At 72.8% G+C, this 15154-nt stretch carries 14 protein-coding genes and 2 pseudogenes; 6 read left to right on the plus strand and 10 right to left on the minus strand.

What is annotated here, in order from left to right; translation table 11 throughout:
- The 4 genes and pseudogenes from ACIBZJ_RS01805 to ACIBZJ_RS01820 all read right to left on the minus strand — a co-directional run.
- Positions 1 to 621: pseudogene (locus tag ACIBZJ_RS01805) on the minus strand (hypothetical protein); the annotation flags it as partial.
- Positions 618 to 821 carry a hypothetical protein gene (locus ACIBZJ_RS01810; RefSeq protein WP_395924379.1) on the minus strand — a complete coding sequence of 68 codons (204 nt, stop codon included), beginning with the start codon at positions 819 to 821 and terminating at the stop codon, positions 618 to 620. The pseudogene ACIBZJ_RS01805 and the gene ACIBZJ_RS01810, both read right to left, overlap by 4 nt.
- 714 nt (positions 822 to 1535) lie before the next feature.
- Positions 1536 to 2165 carry a TetR/AcrR family transcriptional regulator gene (locus tag ACIBZJ_RS01815; RefSeq protein WP_395924381.1) on the minus strand — a complete coding sequence of 210 codons (630 nt, stop codon included), beginning with the start codon at positions 2163 to 2165 and terminating at the stop codon, positions 1536 to 1538.
- A 331-nt stretch (positions 2166 to 2496) separates the two neighbouring features.
- The gene (locus ACIBZJ_RS01820) at positions 2497 to 3021 is read right to left on the minus strand and encodes a hemerythrin domain-containing protein (protein ID WP_395924383.1); all 525 of its coding nucleotides are present in this window, start codon (positions 3019 to 3021) and stop codon (positions 2497 to 2499) included.
- Between the two features lie 353 nt (positions 3022 to 3374).
- Between ACIBZJ_RS01820 and ACIBZJ_RS01825 the strand changes: the two genes are divergently transcribed.
- Positions 3375 to 4940, plus strand: a complete 1566-nt coding sequence (locus ACIBZJ_RS01825) for a cellulose binding domain-containing protein (RefSeq protein ID WP_395924385.1) — start codon at positions 3375 to 3377, stop codon at positions 4938 to 4940.
- Between the two features lie 75 nt (positions 4941 to 5015).
- Here the strand turns inward: ACIBZJ_RS01825 and ACIBZJ_RS01830 are convergent, their stop codons facing one another.
- The 4 genes from ACIBZJ_RS01830 to ACIBZJ_RS01845 all read right to left on the minus strand — a co-directional run bounded on the left by ACIBZJ_RS01830 (position 5016) and on the right by ACIBZJ_RS01845 (position 8695).
- On the minus strand, positions 5016 to 6200 hold the full coding sequence (locus ACIBZJ_RS01830; RefSeq protein WP_395924387.1) for a TetR/AcrR family transcriptional regulator: 1185 nt from the start codon (positions 6198 to 6200) through the stop codon (positions 5016 to 5018).
- A 101-nt stretch (positions 6201 to 6301) separates the two neighbouring features.
- Positions 6302 to 7129 carry an oxygenase MpaB family protein gene (locus tag ACIBZJ_RS01835; protein WP_395924389.1) on the minus strand — a complete coding sequence of 276 codons (828 nt, stop codon included), beginning with the start codon at positions 7127 to 7129 and terminating at the stop codon, positions 6302 to 6304.
- A gap of 243 nt (positions 7130 to 7372) precedes the next feature.
- On the minus strand, positions 7373 to 7642 hold the full coding sequence (locus ACIBZJ_RS01840) for a hypothetical protein (protein WP_395924391.1): 270 nt from the start codon (positions 7640 to 7642) through the stop codon (positions 7373 to 7375).
- A gap of 258 nt (positions 7643 to 7900) precedes the next feature.
- The gene (locus tag ACIBZJ_RS01845) at positions 7901 to 8695 is read right to left on the minus strand and encodes an SDR family oxidoreductase (RefSeq protein WP_395924393.1); all 795 of its coding nucleotides are present in this window, start codon (positions 8693 to 8695) and stop codon (positions 7901 to 7903) included.
- 57 nt (positions 8696 to 8752) lie between these two features.
- On the opposite strand from ACIBZJ_RS01845, the gene ACIBZJ_RS01850 reads away from it, so the two are divergent.
- Complete coding sequence (locus ACIBZJ_RS01850; RefSeq protein WP_395924395.1) at positions 8753 to 9697, plus strand: AraC family transcriptional regulator; 945 nt, start codon at positions 8753 to 8755, stop codon at positions 9695 to 9697.
- 229 nt (positions 9698 to 9926) lie between these two features.
- Here the strand turns inward: ACIBZJ_RS01850 and ACIBZJ_RS01855 are convergent, their stop codons facing one another.
- Positions 9927 to 10865 carry an exopolyphosphatase gene (locus ACIBZJ_RS01855; RefSeq protein ID WP_395924397.1) on the minus strand — a complete coding sequence of 313 codons (939 nt, stop codon included), beginning with the start codon at positions 10863 to 10865 and terminating at the stop codon, positions 9927 to 9929.
- A 218-nt stretch (positions 10866 to 11083) separates the two neighbouring features.
- Between ACIBZJ_RS01855 and ACIBZJ_RS01860 the strand changes: the two genes are divergently transcribed.
- Both ACIBZJ_RS01860 and ACIBZJ_RS01865 read left to right on the plus strand, forming a co-directional pair.
- Positions 11084 to 11278, plus strand: coding sequence for a hypothetical protein (locus ACIBZJ_RS01860; RefSeq protein ID WP_395924399.1), 195 nt, complete (start codon positions 11084 to 11086; stop codon positions 11276 to 11278).
- Between the two features lie 52 nt (positions 11279 to 11330).
- A pseudogene (locus ACIBZJ_RS01865) lies at positions 11331 to 12202 on the plus strand (helix-turn-helix domain-containing protein).
- A gap of 127 nt (positions 12203 to 12329) precedes the next feature.
- On the opposite strand, the gene ACIBZJ_RS01870 reads toward ACIBZJ_RS01865, so the two are convergent.
- Positions 12330 to 13871: a DUF222 domain-containing protein gene (locus tag ACIBZJ_RS01870; RefSeq protein ID WP_395924401.1), complete on the minus strand. Its 1542-nt coding sequence runs from the start codon at positions 13869 to 13871 to the stop codon at positions 12330 to 12332.
- Between ACIBZJ_RS01870 and ACIBZJ_RS01875 the strand changes: the two genes are divergently transcribed.
- Complete coding sequence (locus ACIBZJ_RS01875) at positions 13870 to 14166, plus strand: hypothetical protein (RefSeq protein WP_395924403.1); 297 nt, start codon at positions 13870 to 13872, stop codon at positions 14164 to 14166. The two genes, ACIBZJ_RS01870 and ACIBZJ_RS01875, sit on opposite strands and share 2 nt — an antisense overlap.
- 29 nt (positions 14167 to 14195) lie before the next feature.
- Positions 14196 to 14906, plus strand: a complete 711-nt coding sequence (locus ACIBZJ_RS01880) for a GntR family transcriptional regulator (protein WP_395924405.1) — start codon at positions 14196 to 14198, stop codon at positions 14904 to 14906.
- The last annotated feature ends 248 nt before the right edge of the window (positions 14907 to 15154 follow it).

Genomic DNA, 15154 nt, shown 5'->3' on the forward strand with positions numbered 1-15154 from the left:
AAGGGCCCGGACCGGCAGGGCCCGGACCGGCAGGGCCCGGACCGGCAGGGCCCGGACCGGCAGGGCCCGGACCGGCAGGGCCCGGACCGGCAGGGCCCGGACCGGCAGGGCACGCAGTGCCAGGCTGGGCGCGGCCGCGTTCCGGCGGTCGTCCCGGTCGGCGGCCGGGCCGTGACGCCGGCGCTCCTCGACGCGGATCCGGCTGCCTTCGACCTCGATCACCCGCCCGGTGACGTCCCCGGCGGTCACCGGCGACACGTTCCGCGGGTACCTCCGGCCGAACCCGTCGCCGGACGCGGCCGTGTCCGGGGCGAACACCTGACCGGTCATCCGGGTGCGCGCCGACGGCGCGAGCGTGTTAACCCTGACCCCGTACGGCGCGAACTCGGCCGCGGCCACCGGCTTCAGACCGGCGATCCCGGCCTTCGCCTCCGTGTGCCGGTACGCGCCCGCGTGGCGCCGCACGGCGAAATGCCTTTTCCGGTGGACGCGGATCACCGCGTCGCGGTCTTCCTCGGCGACGTTCCGCGGCAGGGCGGCGGCCTCGTGGTCGGCGAAGTCGGCGACGCCGGCACCGTCCGCGACCCCAGGCCCGTCCGCGACCCCAGGCCCGTCGGTCACGGCGTCGCCCTCGGCCGTGCGGATCGCCGCGGCCCTCTCCCGGGCGGGCGCGGACGAGTCGCCTCACCGGCGCCGGACGTCCCGGGGCCGGTGACGATCACGGTCGCGTCCTGGCGGGCCGGCTCCAGGGGGTGCTCGCGGCGCGGCCTCCGGCCGACGCCGGTGACGATCGCGACGCGTCCGTCGAGGACGCCTGTCATGTGGGTAGTTTACCAAGCAATCGCTAGGTTCGGAACGCCGCATGCCACTGACGACCCGCTCGTCGGCGCTCGATCGCGGTCGTCACCGAGGACGTTCCGGCCGGCCCGCCCGACCGGCATCCCGGCCCGGCGCTCTCCGACGGCGAGGAGTTCCTGAGGGCGCCGAGCCGCAGCCGCCCGGCGGGACGGCCGCGGACGGCGGGGTCGTGGAGAGCCGGCTCCCTGCTCGACGTGCCGGCCACCGGCCGGCGCCACAGCACGATGGGCGCGAGCCAGATCGACCGGTTCGGCAACCAGAACATCTCCCGGTTCAGCCCGGACCCCGGCCGCCCGGCGCGCCGGCTCATCGGCGTGCGGGCTCGGCGGCGTGCGGGCTCGGCGGCTCATCGGCGCGCGGGCTCGTCGGTGCCCCGCTCATCGCTGCCCGGGGCGCGCCCGGCAACACCGTCGGCCACCGCACCGGCGCCTGGGCCGCCCGGCACTCTCCGCGGGTGTACGTCGAGACCGTCGACGTGGTCTGCGGCGTCGGCCACGACCGGGCCCGGGCGCCGCCGGAGCTCGCGGCGGTTCCACGACCTCGGGGTGGTGACCACCGACCTGGCCGTCCTCGGCTACGACGCGGAGGGCCGGCCGCGGAACCGGAGCGTCATCGACCCCCGGGGCTGCGAGGTACGGGGACGAGCCGGGGCCCGGGGATCATCCGGGACGCGGGGATCAGGTCGTGAGGAGGCCGCCGTAGAGCATGGCGAGGTACTGGTCGGCGAGTTTGGACTGGGTGAGTTTGCCGTCGGGCTTGAACCAGCCGACCGACCCCCACACGCTGTCGCGGATGAACCGGTACGCGACACCCGGCACGAGGTCGGCCCGGAAGTCACCGGCCTCGACCCCGGCGCCCAGCACGCCGAGCCAGAGCGCGGTGATGTCCTGGCTGGTGCGCTGGACGAACGAGAAGTCGGGCAGGTGGGCCAGCAGCGCCGACTCGTTCTGGTACAGCGCCACCGCGTGCGGCCGCTCGGAGATCGTCGCGAACGAGAACCGGATCAGCCCGTCGAGCCGCTCGCGCGGCGACGCGGACCCCGCGACGATCTCCGCGAACGCCTCGTGCAGGCCGCCCATGAAGTCCCGCAGGATCTCGTCGAGCATCGCCTCTTTGGAGTCGAAGTGGTGGTAGAGGCTCCCGGACAGGATGCCCGCGGCGTCGCCGATGTCCCGCACCGTCGTGGTCGTGTAGCCCTTGGTGGCGAACAGCTCGGCGGCGATGCGCAACAGCTCGGTGCGGCGCCCCTGCGCCTTCGACGAGCTGGCGCGGCGCTTCGAGCGCGGCACGGACTCCGTGGTGGCCATGACTCAGTTTACCTATCAAGCAATTGCTCAGGGCGGTAGCCATGCGGACCGTCCCCGAGGTGCGCCTCCGCGGCGCCGGGCGGTACGCGGGTCAGGGACGACGTGCGGCGCGCTCTCCCACCCGGCATGGGCCGCGGGCCGAGCGTATCTGGCCGCGGGTGCACCGACGCGGACGGCCGGGTGAGCATCACCGGCCGCGTCGAGGAAGTGTTCATCGTCGGCGGGTTCACCGTGTACCCGGCGGCCGCCGAGGCCGTCCCCGGTGTCTGCCCGGGCCAGGCCGGCCGCGTGGACCTGGAACGCGTGGACCCAGAACGCGTGGCGTGGGGCGTCAGCTGTGGTCCTCGACGTACTCGTCCGGGTCCTTGTCGACGGCCTTGACGCCGTCGGCGTGTTTCGCCTCGTACGCGGCGAACGTGACCGCGATCCGGTGCCGGGTGTCGAGGCCGGCGTGGCGCCGGAAGTCGGCGAGGCCCTCGTGTTCCTCCTCGCCCATGTGCTCGTCGTTGGCCTCCCGGGCCGCGTTGACGCCCTTCCACCAGCCGTTCGAGCCGACCTCGTGCCGTCCGGCCTCGATGATGCCGTCGCGGATGTCGTTGTGGTCGCCGATCGCGTCCTTGGTCTCGTCGACCTCGTCGCCGCCGGTGTCGCCCTCGTTCGTGCGGCGCTGCCCGAGTTCGAGCAGCGCCGGGTAGAAGAAGAGTTCCTCGGCTTCGGCGTGGACCTCGAGCATCGCGGCGAGCCGCTCCCAGAGCGAGCCGAGCGTGCCGGTGTCGGCGGGGTCGACGTCGTCGAGCATCGCGAACAGGCGCCGCTGCTCGTGGTGGTCGCTGAGAATCAGTTCGGTGATGTCCACGGGTAGACCCTTCCCCGCGGAGGCCCGTGACATTCGTGGGTCCTCACATTCGGCGGGCCGGCCGGTCGAACGACGAGGCCGCGGCCGTGCTGTGTCCGAGCCCGGCGACCGTGCGGACGGACGTCAGCCGTCTGCCGGCCGAACTGGGCGCCCGGGACCGCGCGCAACTGGTCGTGCTCGCCGGTGAGACCAGCCTGGTCCGCGCGGGGCGGAGCGCGGCCCGCGGCCGTACGGGCGCGCAACGGGGATCGATGCACCGGGATTCTCGGAACAGGTCTAAATGGACCTTAAGGCAGTCAGATCGGTAGTTTGGCTTCGGATCCCACCACCGTAATCGGGCATAACGTCGTCGGATGCCCTACGTCTCCGCGCGCGAGCTTCCTCCCGACGGGTTCCGCGGCGGCCACCGCCGCCCGGCGCCGCGGACGGTCCGGAAAGCGCGGCGGGCCGGACTGGCCGGGCTGGTGGCCGTCGCGATCGCCGTCACCGTGGCCACGTTCACCCCGGGCTCGGCCCAGGCCGCCGGGCTCGCGGTGACGTACGCGCAGACCGCGCGCTGGAACACCGGGTACACCGGCACGTACACGGTGACGAACACCGGCTCGGAGGCCGTCGACCACTGGTCGCTGGCGTTCGAGCTGGCCCCGGGCGCGCACCTGCGCAGCGTCTGGAACGGCCGGGCGGCGGTACGCGGCACCCACGTGACGATCTCCGACGAGACCTGGAACGGGCGGCTCGCGCCGGACGCCTCGGTGGTGGTCGGATTCGTCGCCGAGGCCAGCGGGTCCGGGCAGGCGCCGCCCGCGCAGTGCACGATCAACGGTGTGACCTGCGGCAAACCGGCGGCCTCGGCGCTGCCCACGGCGACCCCGCCCCCGACCAGGGCCGTCGGGTCCGACGCGCTCCCGCCCGAACCGGCGCCCCCGGCCTCGGCGTCCGACGCGCCCCGGGAGGCCCCGGCGTCGTCCCCGGCGGCACCACCACCACCGCCCAGCCCGCGAGCGGACGGCCCGGCGTTCGCGCCCTACGTCGACGTGCTCCTGCACCCGCCGTTCGACCTGGCCGGGTCGGCGCAGAACACCGGCGTCCGCCGGTACACGCTCGGGTTCCTGGTCGCGGCCGACGGCTGCAACCCGAGCTGGGGTGGCGTCGTGCCGGTCGGCGATCCGGGCCTGGACGGCCGGATCCGCGAGTTCCGCGCCGCCGGCGGCGACGTCCGGATCGCGTTCGGCGGTGCGAACGGCCCGGAGCTCGCGACGGTCTGTCCCGACGCCGCATCACTGGCCGCGGCCTACCAGCGGGCCGTCGACGCGTACTCGGCGACGAGCGTCGACTTCGACGTCGAGGGCGGCGCACTCGCCGACACCACCGCGAACGACAAGCGGGCCGGGGCGATCGCGATTCTTCGGGAGACGGCGGCCGCACGCGGTACCTCGCTGGACGTCTCGGTGACCCTGCCCGCGCTCCCCCAGGGCCTCACCCAGTCCGGCGTCGACCTGCTCGCCGGAGCGGCCGACGCCGGGATCGGATTCGACGCGGTCAACCTGATGGCGATGGACTACGGCGACGCCGCCGCGCCCGGCCCGGACGGCCGGATGGGCCGGTTCGCGATCGACGCCGTGACCGCGGCCCAGGCGCAGGTCCGCAGCGTGTTCGGGCTTTCGGACGACGACGCCTGGCGGCTGCTCGCGGTGACGCCGATGATCGGCGTGAACGACGTCCCGGGCGAGGTGTTCACCCTCTCCGACGCCCGCGACGTGGCCGCGTTCGCCCGGGAGAAGAAGTTGGCCTGGTACGCGATGTGGTCGGCGACCAGGGACTTCCCCTGCGCCGACGGCCCGAAGGACACCGCCGGCCCGTCGTGCTCGAGCGTCGCGCAGTCGCCGTACGCGTTCACCCGGGCGTTCCTCGGGGAGTGACCGCACCCGGCGCGGGCGGTGGGTACCCGGTTCCCCGCCGTCCGATCGGGGACCGACACCGGCGCCCGCGGACCGCTACGCCCGGTGCACGACCGTGAGGGCCATCGACGTCACGACCGAGCGGAACGCGTCCGGGGGCGCGGGGTCGGTCGCGCCGCCGAGGTCGGTGACGACGTTGTGCGCGGCGTGCACCAGCAGCCGGGCGTCCGGGGTGGACAGCCCGGGCCGCACGCTCTCCAGGAGCCGGACCCACTGCTCGACCTGCTCGCGCTGGATGCGGCGCAGTTCGTGCCGGTCGCGGTCGGGCAGGTTGTTGTTCTCGGCGAGGTAGACCGCGACCAGGTCTCGGTGGTCGAACGTCAGCGCGACGAAGCCCTCGACCAGGCCGCGCAGCGCGGCCTGGTCGTCGTCGCCGGCGACGTCCAGCGAGGTGGCGGTGCTGGCCGCGACCCGGTCGGCGGCCCGGTGGTAGGCCGCGGCGAGCAGGTCGCTCTTGCCGGGGAAGTACCGGTACAGGCTGGAGGCGCGCAGGCCCGCGGCCCGGCCGATGTCCTCCATCCCGACCGCGTGGTAGCCGTGCTGGTGGAACAGCCGGATCGCGGTGGCCAGGACGATCTCGCGCCGCGAGTCGGGAGTGGCCGGACGGCTGCCCGCGCCGGTCGCGGGGCCGGCCGGTTCCGGAGGGTCGGCGCGGAGCAGGGCCCAGCCGGCCCGGCGCAGCAGATCGGTCGCGCGGGCGCGGGCCGCGGGCGCGCGGTGGGTCGACAGGCTCGCGATCGCGCTGAACGCCGCCCGGGTGAGCAGGCGCGCCTGGACCCGGTCCAGCTCCGGGCGCACGGCCCGCACCCGCTCGCCGACCCGGTCGATGAGCGCGGCGAGCCCGCGCCGGAACTCGGTGCGGTGCTCGGCGGTCAGGTACCGGTTCTCCCACTGGTAGAGGCCAGTGACCCGCCGTTGCTCCAGGCTGAGGACCGCAAGTGCCTCCAGCACCCGGTCGACCTGCTGCTCCGCGTCTCCCGTCCCGTTCAGCGCGGTGTCGACGGCCGTCCGCACGGACAGTCCGAGCTCGCGCGTGGCGTGGACGAGCATCGCGTACTTGTTCGGGAAGTGCCGGTAGATCGCCGGGCCGGTGATGCCGACGACGCCGGCGATCTCGTCCACTCCGACCCCGTGGTAGCCGCGTGCGCAGAACAGCTCGGCCGCCGCCAGGGCGATCTGAGCTTTCCGATTCTTCGGACGCTTCACAGGCGTCTGCCGCACCGCGTCCGTGTCGTCCTCCGGGCGTCGCGCGTGGTCGTCTGGACGCCTCGAAGTTACTCGCCGTCGACCGCGGGAGGGGAGACCGGCCCCGCACGAGCACGTCAGATCAGCGGGCGTCCTTTTTTGATGCGCTGCCGGACGTCCCACAGGAGGTAGTTGAAGGGAAAGGTCCGCAGCGCGGCCGGCTGGCGCCGGGACAGGGTCCCGATCGCGCGCATCAGGCAGTCGAAGCGCCGCTGGCGGCGCGCGTCCCAGTCCAGGCGCATCGCGTCCCGGAACTCCGGCGGGAGGAAGCCCGTGGTGACGAACGTGGTGAACGCGGTGAACGGCGCGGCGAGGGCGCACGGGAGATAGCTCAGCCGGACGACGTGCAGCAGGTGCTCGCGGATCGTGTCGTCGATGTCGACGTGGGCCAGCTCGGCGTCCCAGTACCGCTGGAACGCCTCGCGGTCGGCGGGCCACATCGATTCGCGGACCTGCAGCGTGGTGCCGAGCGCGCGCGAACGGCGGTAGATAGCGGCGGCTTCGGCCGCGGTCAGCCGGCCGCCGAGGGCCGTGTGGACGTCCTCGAAACCGCGGTAGAGGCAGGCGGCGACCCACAGCTGGAGCCGGGGGTCCATCGCTGAGTACCGCACCGGGCTGTCCGCGGTCGAGTACACCTGGCGGTGGGCCACGGTGACCGCGTCGCGGTAGGCGGCCTTGTCGTCCGGCGAGCCGAGCAGGGCCACGGCGAGGTACGAGAGCGTGGTCCGGGTCCGCTTGACCGGGTGGTCGAACAGGCGCCCGCTCTCGACCCGGCTCTCGGCGACGCCGTATCCGACGCCGGGCCGGGCCAGTTGCATGATCACGTTCGCACCGGCGGCCAGCAGGCCGACGCCGGTCACGATCACGCGCAGGTCGATCGCGGTGTCGTCCGTCGCGGACGTCATCGGCCCTCCTCCGGCTCGCTTCGCCGACTCGCTTCTCCGGGCGCTCGTCCGTCGTGAGAAGGCATTCGGGAAACTCTGGCTAGGTCTGTTATCAGATAGCTGACGTCCGGAGGTCAAGTTGGACACCGGGGCTGGAGGGCACTGGGCGGGCCCGCGACGCTGGCCCGGAGCCCCACAGGGCCCTGCTGCTATTCGTCCGCTCGCCTGGGGTCGGCCCGGTCGTGGCGGCGCGGCGGGCGGAGTTCACGTGCGGTCGTCGGGCTGCTCACCGCCGAAGCCCTGGTGTTCGCGCGGATCGAGGCGCACGCCGCGCGTCGAGGTCGCGGCCGAGCCGTGGTCGGCGGCGGTGCGCAGATCCTCACGTCCTGGCGCGGCCGGCAGCGGGACGGGCCCGCCGGCGTCCTGGTCGATCAGGGTGTCGCGATCGCCGGTGAGCGGCCCTTCGCTGTCGCCGGGCCACTGTGGATCCCCGCATCGGGAGCGGCAGGTGGCGGACACGTCAGGCGCCGCCACCCCACGGACCGCACGGATCTGGAACTACCTGCCCGGCGGCGTCGACGACGACGCGGCTGACCGTGCGGTGGGGCCAAGATCGTCGTCGGGCTTTCCCGAGAACCCGCCCTTTCCCGGGCCTCGGTGCCGCGAACAACGAGGCCGTGAAGATCTGGAATTGCCGGCCAAACCCACGGACCACCTGCGCAGCGGCTCGCGGCGCGGGTTTGACGCTCTGGACGTCGTCGAGCTCTGGACCTGATCGAGCCCGGTGCGCGCTCATGCCTGGGCGGTCGGGCGGATAACGATCTCGTTGACGTCGACCTCGGGCGGTTGACCGATCGCGTACGCGATCGCCCCTGCCACCGACTCCGGGGGGATCGCGATCCGGTCGCGGGCCGCGAGCAGGTCCGCGCGGACCTCCCGGTTGCTGGAGGCCTCGGCGAAGGGAGTGGCGACGAATCCCGGCGAGACCGTCGTCACGCGCACGTGCTCGCCGGCCTCCTGCCGGAGGCCCTCGGTCAGGACGCGGACTGCGGTCTTGGTCGCCGCGTACACCGCCATCGTCGGCACGATCCGGTAGGCGGCGGTCGACGCGACCGTGACGAAGTGCCCGCGGCCCTGGGCCCGGAAGACCGGCAACGCGGCGGCGATCCCGTGCAGTACGCCTTTCAGGTTGACGTCGATCATCGCGTCCCATTCGTCGACCCGGAGGTCGTCGAGCGGTGACACCGGTCCGATCCCGGCGTTGCTGATCAACACGTCGAGGCGCCCGTAGTGGGTCTGCGCGAGACGGACCAGGTTCGCGACGTCGTCGCGGCGGCGGACGTCGGTTTCGGCGTACACGGCGATGGCGTCGGCCGCGGCGGCGGGCTCGCCGGCGGTGGCGGCGGCCGCGGCGGTGGCGGGGCCGGCCGCGGCGAGGCTTTCCACGAGTGCCCGGAGGCGGTCGCCTCGTCGTGCCCCGAGGACCAGCCGGGCGCCGCGGGCGGCCAGCAGCCTCGCGGTGGCCTCGCCGATGCCGCTGCTCGCACCGGTGATCGCCACGACGGTGCCACTCATGTCTGTCGTCATCAGTTCCACTCCCTGACTAGGTACGTTCGACGCTAGGAAGGGAGGTGCTGCCGGGCCATGCGCGATCGTTCGCACTCTGTGCTGAATCGTCCGTTCCTCGACGACCTGGTCGCGAGCACGAGCGAGGCGACGCCGTCCGTGCTGCACGCCGACGGAGACTGGGCCCTGCGATTCGGTGGGGCGCGGCACGCGAAAGTCGTCGGTGTCGCCGCGGGCTCGTGCTGGATCAGCCCGGCGGGTACGCCGCCGGTCCGGGTCCGGGCTGGTGAGGCCTGGCTGCTGGCCGGCATCGACACCTACGTCGTGGCGAGCGACCCCGGTCTGGCGCCGGGCTCCGGGCCGGCGACGTTCACCGGCGCGGGCGCGGGCGTGCACCGGTACGACGTCCGCGGCGGAGGCGAGGAGCGCAGCGCACGCAACAGGGGCGGTGAGCGCGCCGGCCTCGGCGGGTCGGCTGAGACACGACTCGTCGGCGGTGCGTTCCGGCTCGACGACGGTCCCGGCGCCCGGATGCTGCTCCGCGCCCTGCCGGGCACCGCGCGCCTCGGCGCAGCGGCTCTCGGCACGCTCACGCTGATCGCGGCCGAGGCCGCCACGCCCGGCCCGGTCGGCACCGCCGTCCGACGGCACCTCGCCAAGGTCCTGTCCCTCCAGGCTCTGGGGACGCTCCTCCAGCCGTCGTCGGCGGCGGCCACCGACCCTGCGATCGACGCCGCCCTGGACGCGATGCATGGCCGGCCCGCGCACCGCTGGACGGTCGCGACGCTGGCGGCGGTCGCCGGAATGTCCCGCACGGTGTTCGCCGCGCGATTCGCCGCGGCCACCGGCGTCACGCCGATGGAGTATTTGCTTCGGCACCGCATACGGGGCGCGGAGACCGATCTCGCCGGCGGCCTGACCGTCTCCGCCGTAGCCCGGCGCTGGGGTTACGCCTCGGAGAGCGCGTTCAGTGCCGCCTTCAAGCGGACGACGGGAACGTCGCCGGCGGCATCCCGCGGCTAGGGCGCGGCGCGGACGAGCGACCGCAGCGCGGCCGAGGGCTCGTCAGCGCCCTCGGTCGGGGTCCGTCCGTGCGACGGCGCGATCTCCAGATCGTCCGTGCTCGGCGACCACTCGACCGCACCTCGGAATACGCGATCGTCCGCGGCTCGGCGACCTCGAATTGACAGGCCACGGCGCAACTCCGTGACGACCGGCTGAGCTCGTCGCGCACCGGGCGACGACCGGATCGTCACATCGTCGTCAGGGCCGGGTTGGCGACCTCGCTCACGACCCGGGCGAGGACCTCGTCGGCATGAACGTTGTCGATCTGGCAGCTTCCCGCGTTCCGGTGCCCGCCACCTCCGTGGCGGAGCATGACCGCCCCGATGTCAGTCGGCGACGATCGGTCGAGGATCGACTTGCCCACCGCGAGGACGGTGTTCATGCCGCCGCGCCCGGGCAGGACGTGCACCGAGATCCGGGCGTGCGGGAACAACGCGTAGACCATGAACCGGTTGCCCGCGTGGATGACGTTCTCCTCGCGGAAGTCCACGATGAGGACGTCGTCGACCATCCGCCCGACCCGGCGAAGCTGGTCGGTGAACGCGTTGGCTTGTTTGCGGTAGACGTCGACGCGCTCGGCGACGTCCGGCTGGGCCAGGATCTCGGCCGCGGTCGGACTTTCGGCGCACAGCGTGATGAGGCGCATCATCAGCTGGTAGTTCGAGATCCGGAAATGCCGGAAGCGACCGAGCCCGGTACGGCTGTCCATCAAGAAATTCAGCAGCGTCCAGCCCTGCGGGTAAAGAATCTCGGTGATGTCGTAGGCCCCGGAGTCGCCGGCGTCGACCGCGGCCAGCATCTCCTGCGAGACCTTCGGGAAACGGGACGCGCCGCCGAAGTAGTCGTAGACCACCCTCGCGGCCGACGGGGCATCCGGGCGGAGCACGTAGTTGCTCGCAGACGACCCGACGCGCAACGCCTCCGAATGGTGGTGGTCGAACACGAGGTGAGCGCGCGGCGAGTACGGCAGGTTCGTGAGAATGTCGCGATCGGTGATCTCGAGAAGCCCGTCCTGCACCGGCTTCGGGTGCACGAACACGATCTCGTCGACAAGGTTCAGCGAGCGTAGGAGAACAGCGCATACCAGGCCGTCGAAGTCGCTGCGGGTCACCAGGCGGTAGGTCATCGCTGTTCCTCGCTCGGCGCGGCTGAACGAACCGGTGTCTCGTTCGTTCATCGGCCGAACCAGCGCCGTCTGGAGGTGTTGCAGCGGTGCAATTCAGTTGTACCGCCCCAGTACGGTCGTTCCACACCACGCGGGGGTTCATCCTGTCTTTCCCGGCGTGTGGCCCACCGCAGGGAGGGTAGAAAGCACGGGCCCGAGCCTCTACGAGAAGGAGCACGATGGCCAACACCCGCGGTCACTGGGACCAGCTCCCGGGATGGACGCCGGACCCCGAAGACACCGCCGACGGCGCGGCCCCCGGCTTCGGCGGTTACCCCCACGCCGAGGACATCCCCGACCAACGTCCGGTCGACCCCGAGGACGCCGTCTTCGACGCCGGCCGCCCGGACGTCGAGGAATACCTCCCCATCTGACCCTGTCTGGCCGCGGGACGGCGACCACGGCGCGCTCCGTAGGCTGGAGGCCATGGCCGGGCCGAGCATCAACACCCTTGGGGAGTACCTCCGGGCGCGGCGAGAGCTCGTCGACCCGGCCGACGTCGGGTTGCGCGTCACCGGCGCGCGGCGCGCGCCCGGACTCCGCCGGGAAGAGGTCGCGACCCTCGCCGGCATCAGCGCCGACTACTACCTCCGACTGGAGCAGGGCCGCGACCGCAACCCGTCTCCGCAGGTCCTGCAGGCCCTCGCCCGCGTCTACCGGCTCGACGCGGCCGCTGCGCGATACCTGGTCAGCCTCAGCGCGGGCGCCAAGAGAGTGCCCGGCCACCCCCGGCCCGAGAACGTCCCGACCGGGATCCGGGCCCTGCTGGACTCGGTCGGCCTACCGGCCTTCGTCGAGAACAGGGCCTTCGACGTGCTGGCCGCGAACTGACTGGCGACGCCCTGTCGCCGCGAATGCGGCCGGGCCGCAACCGGCTGCGGGATGTCTTCCTCGACGAGGACGAACGCGCTCTTTTCCCCGACTGGAACCGCGAGACCGTCGTGATGGTCGCCGCGTTCCGCGCCTCCCTCGGTACCGATCTGGACGCTCCGCGAGTCACGTCGCTGGTCGACGAGATGTCGCAAGCGAGTGAGCGGTTCCGGGAGATCTGGGCGCGGCACGACGTGGTGGCATTGGCCGGTGGTGTGGCCGGCTGGGAACATCCGCAGCTCGGACCGCTGGAACTGCGCCGCGAGAAACTGGCGATCGGTGATTCGGACGGTCAACTGCTGGTGATCTACCACGCCGAGTCCGGGTCGGACTCGGCGCGCGCGCTGGACCTGCTGAAGTCGCGATCGGAACCTGCGCCGGCCTCGGACCCGGTCTCCAGCGGCGAGGCCGCGCTGACCGACTTCTGAGGCGTCCGAGTCGACGGAAGCCGTCCCGGTCTCCTGCCGACCGAGCCGTATGCAGGCATGCCGGTACCCAGGCCCACATCCTGCCGTGTGGGTCCGGTGACCGTGCCGCGGTCTCTCGCGCCAAGCCTCAGAAGGGTGGCGGGTCGTCGTCAGCTCCCGCGTCACCGAGGGGTGCCTCTACTCCGTCGACCGTGCCGACCGTAGCCGTCGCGAGCGGCGATTCCCGATCGGCCACGTCGTCGGCGTCGCCGCCCGGCCGCAGTTCGTCGTCGTCGACCTCGCGCGTGGGTGCTTCGACCGTGTACGTGTGGCCGGCCGGGCTCGTCCACGTGCAGGTCTTCCGCTCTGCGTCGGGCCTGACCTGCCACCCGCCTTCGTCCTTGGCGCGGTGGTGGCGGCGGCACAGCGGCACCAGGTTGTCCGCGCTGGTCGCCCCGCCGTCGATCCGCCGGACGTTGTGGTCGAGGTCGCACCGGTACGACGGCTGCGAGCAACCGGGGAACATACAGGTCGGATAGGTAGCGCGGATCAACGCGGCGAGCGGTGCCGGCGGCCGGTAGACGGTACGGCCGAGGTCGGTCACGACGCCCCGCCCATCGGCGAGCCATTTCTCCCAGTGCCCGTCACCGGCCAGCTCGCGTGCCACCGCCGGCGGGACCGGGCCGTAGCCGGTGAGGTCACCGGGCTCGTGCGTGCCGCCGAGCACGGTGCTCAGCGGCGCGACGAGAGCGACCCGGGGCGCAGCCGCCCGCTTGCCCATGATGATGCCGGCCACCGCTCCGGCCCACCGACGCGCGCGACTCTCGCCCTCCGGAGGAGTGTCGCCCTCGCCGGACTCCTCAGCCCACGTCGGATGATCCGCCGCCAGCATCCCGAGCTCCGACAGCGCGACGAGTGCGTCCGCGCGGCGCTGGTCGATCGTGCGTTTGTCGCCGTTGAACCGCGAGCGTCCGGCGAGTCGATCGAGTGTGGTCCGGACCCGGGCAGCGCCCTCGGCCGGGACGAACGCGCGGATTTCCATCATCGAATCGGGAAGCGGAATGAAGTCCACCCGCCGGCCGGTCCGGGCCCGGCGCCGACGCTTTTCCGCCCCGTCAGGGTCGGCCCTGATCACTTCGCGGCGAGCGCGTGTGCCGGTCTGCGCCGGGGTCCTCTTCCGCGCCGCGTCCAGCAGGCGACGCTCCGCCGCGGCCGCCGCTTCGTCGTCTTCGAGGGGCTCGAGGCCCTTGACGATCTCCGCTGCGTGCCGGTAGGTGATCTGGCCCTCGGCCAGCGCCCGGCCGGTCTGGAACCGGCGCGTCGCGAGTACCCGGGCCACCTCGATGCGGTCAGCCGCGCCCTGATCGGACATCCGCAGCGCCGAGGCGACTTCCTCGCGGCCCCAGTCTTCGATCTCGTCGGAACCGGCCCGGCCGTCCCCGGTCGGCTCGTGTCCGGCGATGTCGAGGATCACGGCGTTCATCCGCGCATCGACCCACGCCGCCAGCCGCTGCCAGGCCTTGGCGATCACGACCTGGGCCGCCACGTCGGGGAGCAACTCCGGTAGGACGACGCCGGCCGGATCGCTGCGCCGCGCCGGCGGCTGGGGACGCACCGCCTCCAGCGCGAACGCCAGCTCAGGACCGGGCCGCATGCCGGCGAGCGAGTCGAGATCCAGGGTGTCCTGCATGGCCCGGACGCTAGGGCGCTCGCCCAGCACCGAACCGGTCGTCCACAGCCTCGCCGGGCGTCCGATCGAATTGTGGACGACGGCCCTCGGCGCCATGCCCAGCCCACGGCGGCCGACCTTCACGGCGTCCGCCAAAACCCAGAAGCCGACCACCGTGCGCGGCGAATCCGCATCGGTCAGTGGCACGAGCGGGGTCGTGGACCTGGAATTTATCCTCGGCCGCCACGGCACCGTCCGGGCCGAACGCGAGGAAAAGAGTCACAAAGCTCGCCGATTCCTATATTTGATATCGTGATGCCCGACTTTCCGGCCGGAAGGATCCCTATGACGAGGCCCGCCCCCGCCGGCTCACCGGGGCGGAGCCGTGCCGCCGGGCGCCCGACCCCGCTGGCCCGACCCCAGCTGTCCGAGGAGGTCGTGGTCTACCTCCGTGACCTGATCATGTCCGGCGAGCTCCGCCCCGGAGAGTTCATCCGGCTCGAGGACGTCGCGGCCACCCTCGGCGTCAGCATCACCCCGGTCCGGGAAGCGCTGCTGACGCTCCGCGGCGAGGACATGGTCGAGCTGGAGCACCGCCGCGGCTACCGGGTCGCGCCGCTCTCCCGCCAGGACGTCGAGGACATCTTCGCCCTACAAGCGCACGTCGCCGGCCGGCTCGCCGGCCGCGCGGCCTCCCAGATCAGCGACGACGAACTCGACGACCTGCGCGCCCAGCACGAGGCCCTGCGCGGCGTGACCGACCCCGCCGACGTCGAGCAGCGCGAGTTCGACTTCCACCGCACACTCAACCGGATCGCGAACGCCCGCAAGCTCTCCTGGTTCCTGCACACCGCTACCCGATACACCCCGGCCCGGCTCTACTCGTCCGACCAGGACTGGCAGACGTCAATGGTCACCGCGCACGACGAGCTGATCGCCGCGTTCGCCGCGCGCGACGGCGCCCGGGCGACCGACGTCATGACCCGCCACTTCGCCGACGGCGCCGAGCAGCTCAAGGCGCACCTCGACGGCATCGGTTTCTGGGCCGACCGGTAACACCGCTCAGCCCCTGACCTGCCGGAACCGGAACAGACGCCACGTCCTCGTCACCGCGCGAGGCGACCGGTCGAAGCGCGTCCGGTGTTCCGGCGGGAGCTCCCCGCGACGCAAGGCCCCCGCACCACGGAAAGCACCCCCACGAAACCCCGCCCCCGGACCCGGGCGCCCCCCTTTCGTGCCCTCCCCCTTGCCCGCGAATCCCCCCGCTCGTAACGTCCATCTCGATAGCGGAACACCGTGTTCTA

It is taken from the genome of Cryptosporangium sp. NPDC051539, assembly GCF_044454545.1.
Lineage (GTDB): Bacteria > Actinomycetota > Actinomycetes > Mycobacteriales > Cryptosporangiaceae > Cryptosporangium.